At 40.9% G+C, this 19,531-nt stretch carries 11 protein-coding genes; 3 read left to right on the top strand and 8 right to left on the bottom strand.

The annotated features are described in order from the left end of the window. On the bottom strand, window positions 1-7,094 hold a 7,094-nt coding region (locus tag JMN12_RS04495; protein WP_203137477.1), incomplete at its 3' end, for a SprB repeat-containing protein. 147 nt (window positions 7,095-7,241) lie between these two features. Here JMN12_RS04495 and JMN12_RS04490 point away from each other — a divergent pair. Then, a complete protein-coding gene (locus tag JMN12_RS04490; protein WP_157668370.1) occupies window positions 7,242-7,412 on the top strand; it encodes a hypothetical protein in 171 nt (56 codons plus the stop codon). Window positions 7,413-7,456: 44 nt separating this feature from the next. On the opposite strand, the gene odhB is transcribed toward JMN12_RS04490, so the two are convergent. The 4 genes from odhB to JMN12_RS04470 form a co-directional block, all read right to left on the bottom strand. After that, window positions 7,457-8,695, bottom strand: coding sequence for a 2-oxoglutarate dehydrogenase complex dihydrolipoyllysine-residue succinyltransferase (gene odhB / locus JMN12_RS04485; RefSeq protein ID WP_203137475.1), 1,239 nt, complete (start codon window positions 8,693-8,695; stop codon window positions 7,457-7,459). Between the two features lie 29 nt (window positions 8,696-8,724). Then, a complete protein-coding gene (locus JMN12_RS04480) occupies window positions 8,725-9,675 on the bottom strand; it encodes a DUF4299 domain-containing protein (protein ID WP_203137473.1) in 951 nt (316 codons plus the stop codon). Window positions 9,676-9,758: 83 nt separating this feature from the next. Next, window positions 9,759-10,319, bottom strand: coding sequence for a TonB-dependent receptor plug domain-containing protein (locus JMN12_RS04475; protein WP_203137472.1), 561 nt, complete (start codon window positions 10,317-10,319; stop codon window positions 9,759-9,761). Between the two features lie 95 nt (window positions 10,320-10,414). Continuing rightward, complete coding sequence (locus tag JMN12_RS04470) at window positions 10,415-13,189, bottom strand: 2-oxoglutarate dehydrogenase E1 component (RefSeq protein WP_203137471.1); 2,775 nt, start codon at window positions 13,187-13,189, stop codon at window positions 10,415-10,417. A 430-nt stretch (window positions 13,190-13,619) separates the two neighbouring features. Here JMN12_RS04470 and JMN12_RS04465 point away from each other — a divergent pair, with 430 nt between their 5' ends. Next, a complete protein-coding gene (locus JMN12_RS04465; protein WP_009414368.1) occupies window positions 13,620-14,099 on the top strand; it encodes a Dps family protein in 480 nt (159 codons plus the stop codon). 164 nt (window positions 14,100-14,263) lie between these two features. Next, window positions 14,264-15,184 (top strand): aspartate carbamoyltransferase catalytic subunit, encoded by a 921-nt coding sequence (locus tag JMN12_RS04460; RefSeq protein WP_088593848.1) that lies wholly within the window; start codon window positions 14,264-14,266, stop codon window positions 15,182-15,184. A 186-nt stretch (window positions 15,185-15,370) separates the two neighbouring features. On the opposite strand, the gene JMN12_RS04455 is transcribed toward JMN12_RS04460, so the two are convergent. From JMN12_RS04455 to JMN12_RS04445, 3 genes are all read right to left on the bottom strand, one after another. Continuing rightward, window positions 15,371-16,237, bottom strand: a complete 867-nt coding sequence (locus JMN12_RS04455; RefSeq protein WP_198474260.1) for a bile acid:sodium symporter family protein — start codon at window positions 16,235-16,237, stop codon at window positions 15,371-15,373. Window positions 16,238-16,253: 16 nt separating this feature from the next. Then, window positions 16,254-17,177, bottom strand: a complete 924-nt coding sequence (locus tag JMN12_RS04450) for a hypothetical protein (protein WP_203137469.1) — start codon at window positions 17,175-17,177, stop codon at window positions 16,254-16,256. A gap of 128 nt (window positions 17,178-17,305) precedes the next feature. After that, the coding region (locus JMN12_RS04445; RefSeq protein ID WP_238423815.1) for a gliding motility-associated C-terminal domain-containing protein at window positions 17,306-19,531 on the bottom strand (2,226 nt) is incomplete at its 5' end.

Below are 19,531 nucleotides of genomic sequence, written 5' to 3'. Positions count from 1 at the left end.
TAGATATAAGTATACGGTGGAGTTCCGCCACCTGCTGTAAGCGTTACTCGTGCTTTGTTGTTGTTTGAACACATCGCTGGCTCGCTAATGGTTGCCGTTAGGGTAAGCGCATTGGGCTCGGTGATGGTTACTGTACGGGTAAGCAAACAGTTACCGTTATGACTAAAGGTAATGGTATGAACTCCTGCATTGAGCCCGTCTACCTCAAAGGTTGCTGCTGTTGTAGGGGTTGCATAACCTATTCCTGAACGAGTTGTTCCATCTACTGATACTCGGTAGCTACCTCCGTGTAGGTTCTCCATCTTGAAGGTTACCTTACCGGTACTCAAACCTTTACAAGTTACACCGGTTTGACTTACTACACTCGCCTTAAACTCTTTACCTGAGGGAACTACTACTTGCTTGGTGATTTCTTGTTCGCAAGATTTTGCTTCTTGGTAAACAATAATATCATCGATAGCAAAGTCATTACCTCCGCTTCCTACTGTTAAATTTCTAAATTCTATACGGAAAGAAGTCGCTACCCCTGGATTCAACTCTCCTGAAAACTCTTGCCAATCTAAATCGTGTCGGTTATCTCGAAGAATTCCTGAAGTTGTGCTTGCTAATATATTATTGCTGGCATCTACCAAACTCACTTGTATATTAGGTCGTATGATAGGACTGTGGCATTCTTCTTTCTCTAAACTATACAAATATACTTTAAATTTAACTAGCTGATTAGGCACTACATCTTGTACCTCTTTATAATAGAAACGCGTACCGCCTGGAGCTACTACTCCATTATTCATTACAAAGAATCTTCCTTGCGCATCTGTTCCATTGCTCGTATGGTCTTTGGGCATTCTCCAACACCAACCTGGACAAGGAGATGCTCCTGCTTGATTGGTAATTGCATAAGTCCCTTCCTCTAAACAGCCTGTAAGTTTACAAGTCCAATTTGATGGTACTATTGAAGATAAACAAGCGGTAGGTCCTGAACCAAAACTTTCTTCTATCAATATGCTGGAGGCTGGAAGATTAGTGTCCTTATATTTTATCGTTACTGTATAACTGCCTGGTGCTAAACCTGTAATGGTAGCGGTTGTACCTGTAGCGGTTTTGCCATCTATTTCATAAGTATAATCGTAAGAGGTTGGGGTACCTGTAAAGCGTACCGTAGCCTTACCGTTACAATCATAACTTGTAATGGTGTATGTCGTGCCTGTAGGTTCTGGAATTCTTGCTGTTACTGTTACTGTAAGTCCTAATTCACATCCTTTGGCATCTTTTATATACACTGTATGGGTGCCTGCTGGTAACCAAGCTGATTTACTGTTGCCATAGTTGCCATCGAACTTATATTGATATGGTGGAGTGCCTCCACTTGGGTTGGTAATGCGTACCTCTGCCTTATCTTTATTGGCTCCCGTGCCACAACCTATGAGTTGTGATACTCCTGCAAAACCTTGTAATGGGTTCGCAGGTTGGGTTATTGCAGCATTTTTAATGGTTTCGCAATTGTTGGCATCGACTACTTTTACAATATAGCTCTTAGCTGCTAAATTTGTAAATACTAACTGACTGCCCTTATCTACCCCATCTAAGAATACTTTATAAGGAGCTTTGCCTCCTGAAATGGTTACTGATATGGTTCCATTGGTGGCTCCATAACAGCCTGCTCCTACTGTGGTTACCGTTACTGTAGGCGCTACAGCAGCTACTAATGTAGCTGTTCCTGTGATGATACAACCTTTGCTATCGGTAACTTCGATTGTATATGCTCCTGCTGTTGCTGTTTCATAAGTGGCCGTATTGCCTACTACATTTTGAAGACTTTGTACTAAAGCTCCGCCTTGTTTCACTACATAACGGTAAGGTGGATTTCCATCTTTTACCTTGAGTTCTATCTTCCCTTTATTGCCCGGAAATACGTTACAAGAGATGTCCTTCGATACTGTCGCTCCTGTACCTCCATCGATAGAAAGCGGTTTCTTGATTTCAACAGTGTAAGTGGCTTTACAACTGTGTTTATCTATTACCGTAAAGGTGTGTGTGCCGGGATCTAAATTATTATATATATAGGTAGTCGCATTTTGAGTAGCTACCGTTGTTCCATTGTGCTGGAATACATAAGGCGCTGTGTTTGTGTTGTTGGATGTGCGTACCTGTACCTCTACCTTGCCCTTAACTCCGCCTTGCAAACAATAGTTGTTGTTCGCCGTATTGGTCGTAGCAGTCAAGGTGAGTGTTGGGGCATTTATCACGTTGATAGTACCTCCGTTTTGACAACCATTAGCATCACGAACTGATACTATATATATTCCTGTTTGGGTAATCGTAAACTTAGGTGAAGTTTGGTAGTCGTACAACACTTGAGAGGTAGAGTCTTGCAACTTATATTGCAAAGTACCTGTACCCCCTGTTGACGAAACTACTGCTTCGGTTACTCCATTACATCCTAAAATTATATCGTCAGGAAGTATTGTAACCAAATTAGGTGGAACTGTAATAGAAAATGTTCTAGAAGCCTCACAATTAGTATTATTGAGCTCTGCACGGAATTTTATAGTATGATTACCTGCATCAATATTTGTCCATTTGAAAATAGACCCTGCTGTGTAGGCTTGGAATGCTGCACCGTCTTTGCTTACATAATAAGTAGATGGGGCATTTTTAAGTGTTATCTGGTATTCTCCTTTTTGATTATTACACTTAGGTTGTATAACTTTTTCTGTTGTTGGATCTACTCCAAAGGCTTTATCATTATCTACATTTACTGTAAGGGTATGGGTAAAGCCACAAGATTCGGGGTTTTGGTATACAGTAAGATCATCAAAAGCGAAGTCGTTACAAGATGAAGTGTTCCACTTAGTACGAATACGTATTTTCAAACGTTTATAAGTACCTGGATTTACACGTGCTGCTGGAGTAACTCCTGTATTTACGCCTGTACCATCGGAAGCGAAGCGGAACCAAGCATCGGCATTATTTTTATTGGTAGGTATTTGTTGTGATTCGATACGACCTAATACTTTGTCTTGACCGCCTACTTTTACTACATTACCAGCATCGTCCAAAGCGACGATTTCCATAATCATCACTGGGTTTGTACAATTGGAAGAACGCACTAAGTTGAAGCCGAACATTTCGAACTCAATAGGTAAGTTTGGCATTACATCCATTACATCTTTTTCATAGAAGATCGCTCCATTAGCAATGAGCTGACCAAAGTCGACTGCTAAATAGCGGGAAGTATTATCAAGGCGATTAGTATGGTCGTTAGGGAAAATAGCATCATTTTGCCACCAGCCTGTTTGGATGTGTGAATAGATGTCACGTTTTCCTGCTACAAAATACTTATTCCAGTCCAATCGTTGATAGCGAGGATCTACTAATTGGTAAGCAGGGGTCATTCCTGGAGGAGGTGTGGTATAAGGAGTACCTTTACCGAAATCTTCTTTAAGCAAGAGACCTGGACGGGTAGCTGAAGGGTCGTCATAACGGATGGTAACGGTATGTACGCCTGGAGCTAAGTTGGTGAAACGGTTAGTAGTGGTTTCAGTACCACCATCTATACTATATTTATAGGTGTAATTAGGTTTGTTATTAGTAATTACTATAGTACCGCGACCTTGGCAATCATAAGTAACGGTAGGGTTAGGGAAAGAAGGTGTAGCTGGTTTATCTTTAACTTCTACTTTCAAGTTGCTACGTGTACAACCGATAGCATCACGCACAGCGAGTGTGTAACTACCAGGAGCCATCCATAGTTCGCGGGTGGTAGTCCAAACGCCATCACCGAAGTTGTATTCATAAGGTAGAGCACCTCCTTGTACATTGGTGAAGTGTACCAAAGCTTTATTGGCATTAGCACCAGTACCACAACCTACTAATTTGGCAACTCCTGCTGAAGCGATGAGTTCATTATTAGCGGTTCCAATGGTTATCATCTGTGCTACTATGGTACAAGAAGCAGTGCTACCATATTTGTAGCGCAAAGTAGCTGTATAGGTTTTACCAGGAGCTACTGTAAGTATGCGTCCTGATTGGAAAGTTACCCCATCGGCGCTATACTCATAGGTATAGCTTACTGTACTTTGGGGTTCTGTAAAGGTGATCTGCCCATTAGCACCACAGTTGATAAGTTTACCTGAGGCACTAACAGTAGGTGCAGGTAAGGTTTGCACTGTAACGGTAGCCTGATCGGTACAGCCATTGTAATCTATAACTTTAAAGCTATAAGTTCCTGGAGAGGTAACCGTAAAGTCGTAATAATTATGAGTAGCGTTATGGAGATAAGTAGCGCCATTATCATTACTAAATCCATAAGGCTGTGTAGAGCTCACTGTACCTCCGGTAGCAGATACACGTATTACTCCGGTTCCACACATTATAGGTGATAATACCGTAGCAGTAGCTTTGAGTTCAGGTATTTTTTTAATTTCTACTGTTTGGGTAACTGTACAACCATAAGTATTCTCTAAACTCACCTGATATCTACCATCATTGAAATAGTTTTGGAAGTCTACTACATTCACAGGATTAGCTGTGGTAGCTGTTACTTTGGTTACTGTACTTCCGTTGTTACTCACTACTATATCATAAGGTGGATAGGGAGCATCGGTAAGTTCTATGCGCATACCTCCTCTGCTATTGGCACACGCCATAGGAGTTACTGTTACTTTGAGTTTGGGTTCGCGTTTTTTTACAAAGATATTATCGATTTCGAACACACAAGGTACTGTAGTAGTTTTAGTAACTGTTTGTTTGATAAGTACTCTATAGGTACCCTGATTATTAATTGGAAAATTAGGGGAGTTTTGATAATTTGTAATGGTACTTGTACCTTGTAGTAAAGCATATTGATAGCCCGTAGCTGGTACATCTTTGATAGTGATAAGTCCTTTAGTAGTACAAATAACATCCTTTACCTCAGCTTTAGGAGCTAAGTTATTTTTAGTAATTTTGAAATAATAGTACACTACACAATTACCACCTCCATTGCTATAAGTTACTACTAAACGATAGTCACCTTCTTGATTAAATGTATATTGGGTGGTAGTGCCGTTGTTAGTATGCACATTTGCCCAAGTACAATTATAGGATTCAAGGCTTGGAGGGCATTCTTTAAAGCGCTGCGCTTCTTTAGCATTACAGTTGCCTTTTTTCTGCCATACAAAGTTTGTAGCATTAGAAACATTTACTTTTAAATTCACAGAAGCATTAGCACCACACAAATACACTTGAGGATAATACTGACCTGTATCTGGACAAATATATAATTCCCCATTGATCTGTTTATTTTCAATCATCTTATGAATGGGGTGATCAGCTTCGGCAGTATTAGGTTTTACCTCGTAGATTTCGTACATAGTAGCACAACCAGCTTTGGTTTTGGTCACTTTATAAGTACCAGCTTCTGAAACGGTAAGAGAACGATCGGTTCCTTTTTGTCCTTTGTTTGCTCCTTCGGTTTTTTCCCATTTATAGTTATCAAAGCCATCGGCAGCTGTAAGTACAGCATTGGCTTGACAAAGGGTAATGGTTTCTTTATAGGCACATTTACTAAAATCAGTTGCAACGGTAAAAATTGTAGGGGCTTCAGAAGCAGCACCACAAGAGCCTGCTAGAGGGAAACTGTAGGTTTTAATACCACCATTAACAGGGTTTTCGACGCCGTTATAGGTAGCGAAAGCGCTGTTTTCCACCTCATTAGCACAAGGGTCACGCCAATCGTTACAATTATTAGCAACTTGTACGCCGAAAGATATTTCTTGCCAAGCACTACCTCTTTTCACTAAACTTTTATCTACCGTAAATTTTATTTCACGGGTATTGGGGTTGTAAGTTGAAGGAGACACGCCTGAAGGTACACTAATACCGCTTACATTATTTTGTAAACTTTTAGGGAGTATATCGGTGATTACCAAATCTTTAGCATCATCATTCCCGGTATTTCTGAAGCGTATTTTATAACGGAGAGAAGCGCCAAAGGCTATATTGGTAGCATTGGTAACATCATTATTAGCTGCATCGTACACGCGTTTTTCGAGAGCGATGTGAGGTTGTATTACCTCTACGCTGAAGGCGAACATAAAAGGATAGTAGACGTCACCATTTGTACTAGCGAAGAGGCTTGCTGAAGAGGTATTATTTCCTAAGATATTATTTCCTGCATTGGGGAGATCAAAAATACCTACATCGATACCCAGTAGGTTTCTGGATTTAGGGTTACGGTCAAAATTTTCACCGTTTTCATCGGTGATAAAACTTTTGAAGAAGTTTTCACCTCTTCCTGATGCATATTCACGTCCTGGGGGGTGAAGGTATACACCTAAATGAGATGTTTTATTAGTTTTTATTCGGAGTCCATCGCCATAATAAGCAACATCGCCCTCTAAAGCAGCAAAGGCGATTTTGGCTTTTACGGGACCTGTAGGGACAGTTGTAAAGCCATCAATTTTTATTTCTTTAGTGGTGTTAGATATTTCTTCCCAACCATCGAACAAGGTGATGTTACGCGCTGGTTTAGATAGATCTTCATAAACTATAAAGAGTGTCCAACCGCCGGCATAGCCTGTGCTTCTACCCGTAACGGCTTGTATATTAGCGACGGTGTAAGTACCTGCTACACCAATGAGTTTATCGGTAACATCGGCTACATATATATAGGCATCATTAGAATCTAAGATTTTTGTTCCTATGATGTCTTGGTAATTAGCTGAACCTATCTTAAATTTTACTTGGTTGAACTTATTTCTATCGACTTTATTTTTACCTCCATACCATCCCCAACTACTTGCTGCCCAATAGAGGAAAGCTTTTTTTACCTTGCGTTCGCAGGTACTTCCTGGGTTAGGGTCTTTGACATTTGCGGAGCTAGAATTGAAAGTATTAAGGTCGTTATCAATATCGACAAAAACTTGGTCTACCGATCCATTCACTTTGGTTAAATCATCAAAGTTACCTGTTTTAGTGGTACCTAATACAGTATTACCTACCACTATCATATCTCCTTTGACAGTGTTTTTATAACGTATTTTGAATTGCTGTGCTGTAGTGCTACCTATAGCGACTAAAAAGAAACATTGTAATAGTATAAACTTTTTCATAATGTGAATGAATGTATTTCTTAAAAATGCTAATTACTAGAAAAAATGTGTGTATTATTAGACACACTTATCCTTTAAAGTGCAAAAATACAATATTATTTTTACACAGAAATAGGTAGTAAGAAATTTAACAGAAAATTAACGCTTTTGGGATGCCCCCGACTCACTTACTCGGCAATTGCCGACAACCCCGAAGGGGGACAAGCCGGAAAAAGGTGGTGGGAGGTGGTGAGAATGGTGGAAGGTGCGAGCCGCACGGGCGATAATGGAGCGGTGGGAGCGGTGGGAACTGTGAGAGTTATGGGAGCTGTGAGGTAAAAGTTTGGGGAAACTCTTACCTCTTAGCTCTTACCTTTTACCTCTTAGAGTTCAAGGGCTTGTTTTGGGTTGCCGTTCATTAGGAGCTCGATGGGATTTTCAAGAGCTTCTTTTACTGCTACTAAAAATCCTACTGATTCACGTCCGTCGATGATACGGTGGTCGTAAGAAAGGGCGACATACATCACGGGGGCAATTACTATTTGACCATTGCGCACTATAGGGCGATCGACGATGTTGTGCATACCCAAAATGCCTGATTGCGGTGGATTTATAATAGGAGTAGACAACATTGATCCGAATACACCTCCATTGGTAATGGTAAAGGTACCTCCGGTCATCTCATCGACCGTAATTTGTCCGTCACGAGCACGGGTCGCTAAACGTTTTACTTCGGCTTCAACACCGCGGAAGGAGAGGTTCTCGGCGTTGCGAATGACGGGCACCATCAATCCTTTGGGGCCTGATACGGCGATAGAGATGTCGCAGAAATCGTAAGTTACCTTGTCTTGTCCGTCAATCATTGAATTGACATCGGGGAAGAGTTTGAGGGCGCGTACTACTGCCAAAGTGAAGAACGACATAAAACCGAGACTCACGTTGTGACGTTCTTTGAAAGCGTCCTTATATTCGGCGCGCAACTGGTAGATAGCCGTCATATCAACCTCATTGAAAGTAGTGAGCATAGCGGTTTCGTTTTTAGCACTCACTAAACGTTCGGCTACTTTACGGCGCAACATACTCATCTTAGCACGTGTTTCACGACGCACACCTCCTGTGGGGGTTCCCATTGATGGCTTAGAGGCTTTAAGAGCGTCGTTTTTGGTGATACGACCTCCTTTGCCTGTACCTACTACTGTTGATGCAGGAATCTCGCGTTCTGCTAATATTTTACGAGCGGCCGGTGATAGTCCTCGATCTCCTGAAGTGGGAGAAGCTGATTGCCCCCGTTCCCCCGAAGGGGGACAAGCTGGTGTGGTGGGAGCTGTGGGAACAGTGGGGGCTGTGGGAACAGTGGGAGCTGTGGAGGCGGTGGGAGCTGTGGGAACAGCGGTTGTATCAATCAAGCATACCACTTGTCCTACTTTTACGGCTTCGCCTTCTTCGGCTTGCAATGTAATAATTCCGCTAGCTTCAGCGGGAAGTTCAAGGGTTGCCTTATCGGAATCTACTTCGGCAACAGCTTGGTCTTTAGTTACGTAATCCCCAGTTTTTACAAGCCAACGGGCTATTTCTACTTCGGTGATAGATTCCCCAGGTGAGGGGACTTTCATTTCCAACATATCGTTTAGTTTTAGGTGTTAGGTATTAGTTATTTCGTCGTTAAAAAGTTTTTCAATTTTGCTAAGAATCCTTTGCGTTCTTGTTTATCATTTTGCAAGAGAGTTTCGAGTTCTTGTCGGTTGAGGGTTATAAGCATATAGTGACCATCGAGTTTTTGGATTTTGTTTTGAGGCAAACGCTCCAAAAAGGTTTTGTAATCGAGTCCGTCGAGTACCTCATAAGCATCAGGGTCGTTTTCATCGCCGTTGATGACTACCAAACTAATGCGCCATAACTTTACATCGCCTTGACTGAGGTTTACTTGGGTAAAATCTACAAAAGGCGGATATTCATAAGGTAAAATAGTAGGGACGCCCTCTGTAAGAGCATAAGCTCCCATCACCTCTCCTCTATCATTTCTAAAAAACTGCTGACGTGCGATATATGCATCAGGGTGCTCATATAGTTGTTTTTCTATAAGCTGACTAAAGGCTTTTACCTTATCTTCGGCGGCTAATAACCGTTTTATCATTTCGTCTGACAAACATATAGGACGATAGACACCGAACAGATAAGATCCTCCTTTTTCACCTTCATAACATTTAACACCAAATTTAATATCGTTTCTATAATCGTACGTAATGGCATTGGGTTCATAAACTTCTCCTTCTTCATCAACTACTTTGCTACCCAATGCGGTGGCTACTTTGCCAATGAACTCTATGGCTCCTAACCAATCGGCTTCGGTACTGGGAGTAAATACGCGCACACCGTAGTCTTGGGTTTCGGTGTCGTAAGAGACTTCAAAACCGCGACCGCTAATGCCTTCTTGTCCCATCAGCATATAGCCCCTAAGCGGTGCATTCATCACTTGGGAGTAATGCTCATTGTTATTATCAATAGAGTATTGTACAAATCCGTCACGCTGGAGTTCGAGCAATTGCTGAGGAGTCATTTCCTCAGGTGCTTGTGTATTTTTAATGTAAAAAGTTCGACTCATTTTTTTAGGTGTTATGTGTTAGAAAGCTGCGTTCCCCATAGGGGTTGAACTTTGCCAAAGTTTGCGACGAATTGCTCGTCGTACTACGACTTAGGTTCATAAGGTGGTATATCTAACTTTTCAGGATTTCCTTTTAGAGTAACTAAAATCACTCCATTTTTAGCTTTCTCACCGTATTTTTCAGTAGCTTTTTTGTCTTTCAGCACTACGATACTCTCTACTCTTTTAGGGTTGATATTGTTCATAAAAAGCTTTCCTACTTCAGGATCTGAAAACTCTACATCATTGACAACAACCAGAGGAAAATCTTTATTAGGAACTTCTATTCTTGATAGGTTAGCTTTCTTAGAAGTATCTTTGCTTTTCTTCAAAGTAATGATAACCACTCCTTTTTCGGCTTTACTGCTACATAAAACAATAGCAGAAGGATCTTTAAATATGCTTTTAAGTACATTAATATTCTCAATATCATTAGGCTCAATTGCATTTAAAAAGATAGTACCTACCTTGTCGTCATCTATCAGAACACCATTCACCACGAGCAATGGCGAATTTTGTTCTCGTGACACAATTTTGGTAACTGTTTTTTGCGCTGATAGCGCATAAGAGGTTATCAACAATAGTAATGTAATGATTGCTTTCATATTGACGTTCAAAAAGCTCTATTTGTGAGGGCGAATTGCATTAGGGTGAATTGCCATTAGGACGAATTGTCATTAGGGCGAATTGCCATTCGCCCCTACGGGATAAATACGGCGGCAATGGCTTGGCTGTGACGTTTGCGGTCGCGGGTGTGACTGCCTGAGGCTGGGGCTGCATAAGCAGGTGTGCCTACATAACGCCATTTTACCAAATCAAAATTCATTAGCATATAGCCATAAGCGCCCATATTTTTTGGTTCTTCTTGCGCCCATACGAAATCGGTGGCGTGAGTGTATTTGGCTATGATAGCTTTAAGCTGCTCAACAGGCAATGGGAACAACTGCTCAATACGTACCAAGGCTACATCGTCTCTACCGAGTTTTTCACGCTCGGCATAAAGGTCGTAGTAATAACGGCCGGAACAAAAAACCACGCGTTTTACCTTTTCAGCATTGGCGATAGGGTCGTCGAGCACTTCTTGGAAATGCCCTGCAGCTAAATCGTCTACCGTTGAAATCACTTGTGGGTGACGCAACAAGCTCTTAGGTGTGAACACTATCAAGGGCTTGCGGAAGTTGGTTTTCATCTGTCGGCGTAAGAGGTGGAAAAAGTTGGCTGGGGTGGTACAATTGGTTACATACATATTGTTTTCGGCACAGAGTTGTAAATAGCGTTCTATGCGCGCTGAGGAGTGCTCGGCTCCCTGGCCTTCGAAACCGTGAGGGAGTAACATCACTAAGCCGTCTTGGGTTTTCCATTTGCCTTCACCACAAGAAATATACTGGTCGATCATTATTTGAGCGCCATTGGAGAAGTCGCCGAACTGTGCTTCCCATATAGTGAGTGTGCGCGGACTTGCCATTGCATAACCATACTCATAGCCTAAGACTCCATATTCGGATAACAAGGAGTTATAGATATGGAAATTACCTGTTGCTAATTGTTTAGTTTTTAAGTCTTTTAAGAAACATACTTCTTCTTCAGTATCTTCAGTTTTGAGCACAGCGTGGCGGTGTGAGAAAGTACCGCGTTGTACGTCCTCGCCAGTGATTCGCACATCGAAACCTTCGGTGAGGAGCGATCCATAGGCTAAGAGTTCCGCCATTCCCCAATCGATATGGTTATTAGCATACGCTTCTTTACGGTCGGCGATAATTTTCTTCACCTTATTAATAAAGGGTTTATCGGCGGGTAATTCGGTAAGTACGGCAGCTATCTGGTCAAGTTTTTCTTTAGCGATAGTTGTATTTACCTTTTGTAGCATTTCCTGAGGAGAGGCTATTTCAAAGCCCTGCCATTCGGTTTGCATAAAAGGTTTTAATATTGTAATCGGTTCTTTTCGAGAGGCTTCGAGGCAAGTATCGAGATATGCTTTGTAAGCATTTTCTATTTCGGTAACATACGCTTGTTGGGTAATCCCCTCCCCTATCAGTTTTTGTGCGTATATATGGAAAGAATTATCGTGTTTTCCGATAGTTTTATACATTATCGGTTGAGAGAATCGGGGTTCGTCGCCCTCATTATGACCGTATTTGCGATAGCCAAAGAGATTGATATACACATCTTTGCCAAAGGTTTGGCGGTAATCAATTGCTAAGAGGAAAGTATGTACAACGGCTTCGGCATCATCGGCATTGACGTGAAGTACAGGTGATTCGTTCATTTTTGCAATATCGGTGCAGTAGAGAGAGGAGCGCGAATCGGAGAAATTAGCAGTAAAACCAACTTGGTTGTTCACCACGATATGCACAGTACCTCCATTAGTAAAGCCACGCAAGCCGCACATTTGAACAGTTTCGTATACTATACCTTGACCTGCAACGGCTGCATCACCGTGAATGAGTATGGGCAAGGCTTGACGGATATTTCCTTGACAATAGCGGTCTTGTTTAGCGCGAGTAATCCCTCCGACGAGTGCATTTACAGCTTCGAGGTGTGAGGGGTTTGGCACTAAGTTCATATCGACGGTTTTGCCAGTACGGGTGTTGCGCTGGGTGGTAATACCCAAGTGGTATTTCACGTCGCCATCGAACCAATCGTCCATTTCGTAATCTTTACCATCGAACTCAGAGAAGATATCTTGTGGATTTTTGTGGAATATATTAGCTAATACATTCAATCGACCGCGGTGCGCCATACCGAGTACGACGTGTTTTACGCCTTGTTCGGCAGCTGCTTCGATCATAAAGTCGAGACCCGCTACAAGGCTATCATTACCCTCTAATGAGAAACGTTTTTGACCTACATATTTTGTATGTAGGAAGTTCTCAAAAGAAGCAGCCTCATTGAGTTTTTGGAGGATTTGGAGTTTTTCTTCTTTAGAAAACTGAGGGGTATTATGGTTTTGCTGTAATCGTTTGACAAACCAATTGCGTTCTTCGGTATTGCGAATGTGTTGGAACTCCACTCCTATAGATTTACAATAGGAAGCTTGGAGTTTTTCGACGATAGTGCTGAGGGGTGCGGGGGCTAAGCCTATTTCGCGAGCGGCATCGAAAGAGGTGTTTAAATCGGCGGATGTGAGTCCGTAGTTTTCGATAGCCAAGGTAGGGGTATAAGGCTCACGAGGGCGTAGCGGGTTGATTTGAGCGAATAAGTGTCCGTAAGTACGATAATCGTTGATGAGGTTGAGGACGGCGAATTCTTTTTTGACCTTATCAATCAAGGCGGGGTTTTCGTCACTCACTACTTGTTGTGCCATTGCGGGTATAGCTTCTTCAACGGAAGTGCCATATTGCTCTTGAGCAAAATCAAAACCTTGAAAGAAAGCGCGCCAACTAGGTTCTACCGCATCGGGGTTTTCTAAATATTTATCGTATAAATCGCCGAAAAAAGCCGTACTTGCGGCATTCAAGAAAGAATACTTATCCATAAAATAGCAATTGTTTCGTTTGACTTTCGTTAATAATAGGCAAAGGTAGTATTTTGTTTTGAATTAGCAAGGGGATTTGTATTAAAAAAAATAAGATTTTTATAAATATTTGATTTTCAAGTATAGTGGGAGCGAAATGAGGGGAGCACGAGCTACAAGCTTGCACAAGTGGGGGATAATGGGAGCTGTGGGAATTGTGGGAGCTGTGGGAGTTGTGGGCTACAAGCTCGCGCCAGGGGAGGGATAATGGGAGCTGTGGGAATTGTGGGAGCTGTGGGCTACAAGCTTGCGTCAGCGGGAAAAACTCAGATAATCTTGGAGAGTCTCGGAGGAGGCAATAGCACTATTAGAAAAATCTATTAAATTTAATTGTTGTATTTAACAAATTTATTATATCTTTGCAGCGTAGAATTAAAAAAATAACAACATTATGAAATTAAATACCTTAGGGCTTGACAAAGCCAAAGTAGAAAAAGAAATCGGCTTGCTAAACGTATTGCTTGCCAACTATCAAACGTATTACCAAAACTTGCGCGGTGTACATTGGAATGTAAAAGGAAAACGCTTTTTTGAACTTCACGTAAAATTTGAAGAGCTTTACACTACCGCTCAAGAACAAGTAGACGAAATTGCTGAACGCATTCTCACCCTTGGAGGTGTGCCTTTCCACACTCTCGAAAGCTATGTGAAACACACTTCTGTTCCTGTAGGTGAAAATATTTTTGACGATGATAAAACAGTGCGTTTGATCATTGATACTCTTAGCGCATTATTGCCTTTGGAAAGAGAATTGTTGAACTTCTCTGACGAAATAGGCGACGAGGGTACTAACTCACTGATGAGCGACTTTATCTCTGGCCAAGAGAAAACTGTTTGGATGCTTAAAGCTTACTTAAATGAAGTTGTGTAATCAATTGATTATTGACAATTGACAAAGTGCGGTGTTTCATATTGTGAACATCGCACTTTTTATTTTGGAGGGAGGAGGGAACTGTGGAAGCGGTGGGAGTAAAAAATTGTTGTTAATTAAGAAATTATTATTACTTTTGCACAACCACTTAAAAAGAATATAAAATGAGTGCATTGAGTGTGAATCACCTATTGGGTATCAAGTATATCACTGAAAAGGATATACAGTTAATTTTTGAGACTGCTGACCATTTTAAGGAGGTCATCAACCGTCCTATAAAAAAAGTGCCTTCACTGCGCGATATTACTATTGCTAATCTTTTCTTCGAGAATAGTACACGCACACGCCTATCATTTGAATTGGCAGAAAAACGACTTTCAGCTGATGTAATTAACTTTTCGGCTTCACAATCTTCAGTTACTAAAGGAGAAACTTTGGTAGATACTGTAAACAATATCTTATCGATGAAAGTGGATATGGTAGTAATGCGCCACCCTAATCCAGGGGCAGGAGTCTTTCTCTCACAACAGGTGAAGGCTTCGATTGTAAACGCTGGCGATGGGGCTCACGAACACCCTACACAAGCGCTTTTGGACTCGTACTCCATACGAGAACGTTTGGGTGAGGTAGCAGGTAAGAAAGTAGTGATTGTAGGCGACATATTGCACTCACGGGTGGCACTTTCTAATATTTTTGCCCTTCACAAACAAGGTGCTGAAGTGATGGTATGCGGGCCTCAAACGCTCATTCCTAAATATATACACGCATTGGATGTGAAAGTAGAAACTGACTTACGCAAAGCACTGAATTGGTGTGATGTAGCGAATATGTTGCGCATCCAAAATGAGCGCTTAGATATCAGTTATTTTCCTTCTACTCGCGAATATGTACAACAATACGGACTCACCAAAGAGATTTTGGATAGCTTAGACAAAGAAATTGTGATTATGCACCCAGGACCTATCAATCGAGGGGTAGAAATCACCAGTGAAGTAGCTGATAGTGACCAATCAATTATCTTACAACAAGTAGAGAACGGAGTTGCCATACGAATGGCAGTAATTTACTTATTAGCTAACAAGTAAGAGGTAAGAGATAAAAAAGTTTTCCTTTAGGGGGCGTTTGCAAAACGCCCGTACATAACATACTCTAAAAGCAATTGGTTATCAGATTTATAGACTTTGTCAAAGTTTTGGGACTTTGACAAAGTTTATGATGCAAAAGTGATTCTGAGACTTTTTGGACAGCGCTTTTTTATTTATCAGTTGCTGTTATCTTTTTAGTCTGATAGTAATAAGGGCAAAAGCAAAAGTGGTAAAGAAAGAAAAAATTGCATAGACAAGGGCGGGTTTGGTCATATCGGTATTGCCTATGAGGGTTCCTGCTACTAATATAGCTAAAGCTGTGTTTTGCAGTCCTACTTCTATACTAATAGTTGTTGCTTGTACTCCTGAGAGTTTAAAGGTTTTTAAAGCAATGAAATAACTGAGAATCATTGCACTGAGGTGCATTAGCAGTGTAGCAGGCAAAAGACGAATTATCTCATCTACCGAGATACCACTACCTCCTGATTGTTTATCTCCAAAGAATTTAATAAAAAACACAATTCCCAATAATATCGTATTGATAACCTTTAAAGGAAAACGGATTTTAAGGGATATGTTAGGGAAAAATCGGTTGAAAAACAAACCTAACAAGGCGGGAATGATGATAATTTTAGCTACTTCCCAGACCATATTGAAGATAGGTAAAGAAACTTCGGTATGACTTCCCATAAAGATTGCTACTGCCCAATTAGACAACAGTGGAATGGAGAGCAGAATGAGCAAACTGTTGATAGCAGTAAGCGCGACGGCTAAAGCGGTATCGGCTTTGATGAGATAGCTGATAAAGTTAGAGGTCGTTCCACCAGGACATATTGCGACGATGATGAGTCCGACTTTTTCGGCTGGAGGGAGATTAACTAATTCGGCAATGATAAATGCACAAATAGGCAGAAAGACCATCTGCAAGAAAAGCCCCAAGTATAGGGGCTTTGATTTTTTGAATATATTCTCGAAATCGGCAAAGCGAAGGGAGCTACCTATCGCAAAGGTGATAAGCATCAGAACTGCCGAAAGAAGATAATCTATAAACATTAGTAATTAGGTTTTTCTAATAAGTGTAAGTATAATTGGCTTTATGGTTGCTATTTTTCTTGTATTCCATTGATTTAGGGCTGTTGTTGCTGTTCCATTGATAAGAGAAAGAGCGAGTAGCATTCTCTAAATCTTGGTAGTTCGCTTGAGTGTTGTTATACAGATTGTTTGTATAAGAAACAACATTATGAGCGGCAGATCTTAGCAGAGGATCCCTATAATAATCGCCATAGTAGTTGTAGTTACTTATCAACTCTATTTCAGCTAAATATTTAAAAAGGTCTCGTTGATAGATATTCGGTTTATTATCGTATTGATAAGTACAAGAGCCTTTGGTTTCTTCTCTAGGTATATTGCCTATATAAACTATTTTCTCAAAGGAAGCTACTGTGCCATCGGGATTGAGAGTATAGGTAAAACGGTCGTTAGAACCAGGAGTAGGATCGGTGGCAATCATTTTTATTTTATTAGCTTCATAAGTATAACTATATTTTTTTGTTTCAGTTCCATCAACCGTAGTTTTACTCGCTACTTTGTTATTAAGATATTCATAGGTAATTTTTTGAACATTATCACTACGAATGATAGATTGTAAGTGATTTTCACTGTAATTAAAATTATAAGAATAATTTCTATTGCTTTGAGAATTACTTTTGAGGGTGATTCTTTTTATCAAATCACCTTCATAGTCAATGGTATAGACTTCATCAGTAGTAATAGATCCATCTTCTACTATTCTTACTCTACTGAAAGTTGTTATTTTATTTCCAGTTAAAGTATAAGTATCTGTAGTTTTTACGGTTTTTCCTATGGAAGTAGTTACCTCTTCTACAATTGTTTTAGGGAAAACGTTACTATAGGTAGTTTCATTGTTATTATCGTCTTTTCTACAAGAGAGCAGTACAAGAGTAAGTACTGCTAATAATACTATTTTTCTCATTTTTGATACACTTTGATGGGACAAAGGTAGCAATAATTTTTTAATTAGCCAATTTGTAGTTGAGCAAAATCATAAAAAGGACTGCCAGATTGATTCTGGACAGTCCTTTTTTCTATGAACTCATTTAATTATTTCTTGAGATATAACCAACCTACTTCAGATTGTTTTTTATTATTCTGATCGTAGTATTCGATTACATAATAGTAAGTACCTTGAGGGAGTTTATCGGCAGCTTCGACGGTTGCACGGGCGTCGGAGATTCCTCTAAACACGCGGGTTACGTTGTCGTAGCCGTTTACCTCGAATACTTTCACGCCCCAACGGTTGTAAATACGTACCACATTGTTTGGATAGTTTTCTATACCACCAATATGGAAGTGGTCGTTTTTACCGTCGCCATTTACTGACATACCACTGTAAGGGATGATTTTATTCACTACTTCTACGGTTACTGTAGCAGAGCTACATCCAGCGGAGTTACAGATTTCGTACACAAAGGTATCGGTTCCTGTAAATCCTGTGTGAGGACGGTACTCTATTGTGTTATCGCTATTTACCATCACTGTACCATTTGCTGGAGAGGTTACTACATTAGGGGTAGTTGCTCCGTTGAGGGTATCGTTTGGCAATACTGCAATATTTACAGGTGTATTCACTGCTGTAGATGCTCTATCATCGACCGCTACTGGCAATACTGTAGGAGTTACTGTTGTAGGTGATACAGTGATTGTTACTACACCTGTTACACAACTTGTAGGGGTTGCCGTTGTACATACTTGATAAGTAATAGTGTATGTACCGCTTGCTGTGCCGGTTGGAACGGTTACTGTTCCATCAGGATTCAAGGTTGGAACGGTTCCTCCTGGTACTTGTGGCGTTGCTGGAGTTACTACGGTGATAGTAACGTTACCTGTTGGGCCTGTAGTAACTGATTGAGTTCCTACAGTTCCTCCTGTGGTGATATTTCCAGCTGTAGTTGTGGTTGTATCGGTGTATACCATATTGTTGTTTGGCAATACTGGTACTGGTTGTCTCACCGTTACTGTCACTGTTGCTTCTGTACTGCAAGCTGTAGGTGTTGCTACTGAACAGATATGATATGTATATGTGTAAACTCCTGGGATTGCATTAGCTGGTACCGTTACCGAACCGTTGCTTCCTATTGTAGGTACTCCTGTACCTGTTGGCGCAGTAGTTACACTTACTGTTACATTAGTAGCTGTTGCTGATGCAACTCCATCGACAGTATCATTACTCAATATAGTTCCTACTACTGTTGCTGTACCACTCGTTGGCACATCGTAAGTATTATGACCTGCTGTAGGTGTAGCTGTTGCTGTAGGTGATACAGTGAGTACTGTTGTACCACTTACACAAGTACTTGGTGTTGCTGTTGTACAAACATCGTAAGTAATTGTGTAGACTCCTGGAGGCAATGTGCCTGGGACTGTAATAGTACCATCAGGATTCAAGGTTGGAGTAGGAGCTCCAGGTGCTGCACCTGGTGTTACTACTACATTGGTAATAGTTACATTACTTCCTGTTGCAGAAGCAGTGGTACCGTCTGGTTTCACTATATCATCATTGTTCAAGATACTTGGTGTTGTACTAGTACCTGTTTGCGTTACTGTAAGGTTTTCAGGACGGATAATAGGTGATGGCTGACTTACAGTAACTGTAAGGGTACCACTTGTACAAGCTACAGGTGTAGCTGTTGTACATACATCATAAGTGATAGTATATACACCTGGAGGTGTGGTAGGTGGTATTTGTACATTACCTGTAGTTGGATCTATCACTGGCGTATTAGGTGTGATAGGACTTGTTATAGTAATGGTTACATTTCCACCAGTACCTGCCGTTGCTGACTGAGTACCTACTGTATCGTTTGTCAATATGTTACCTATTGTACGGGTTGTTGTACTTGTAGGTGTTGATGGTACTATTGGTAAATTATCTGGTGTGATTACTGGAACCTCGCCTACTACTACTGTAGCAGTTGCTGTTTTACAGTTAGAAGGATTCAATACTTCACACACTCTGTATACAATATTATAAGTACCTGACTTAGTACCTGTTGGTACAGTTATCTTACCTGTAGTGGTGTTTAAAGTAGGTGTAGGTGTACCTCCTAAGCTTGTTGCTGGAGTTACTACTGCTATAGTTACAGCTGTTGAACTTACTGGGTTTCCACCTAAAGTTGCCGTATCTATTACAGTTTCTGTTGAAGTAGTTCCTGGTGCTAAAGGATATACCTTAGAAGGTACTACTAATTCAGGGGCTCCTACAGTTACTACTACAGTGCGCGTTCCTGTACAGTTAGTTGGGTTCAATACTTCGCAGTAGTTATACGT

Source organism: Capnocytophaga genosp. AHN8471 (assembly GCF_016806945.1).
Classification (GTDB): domain Bacteria; phylum Bacteroidota; class Bacteroidia; order Flavobacteriales; family Flavobacteriaceae; genus Capnocytophaga; species Capnocytophaga periodontitidis.
This window is presented reverse-complemented; position numbering and strand designations above follow the sequence as displayed.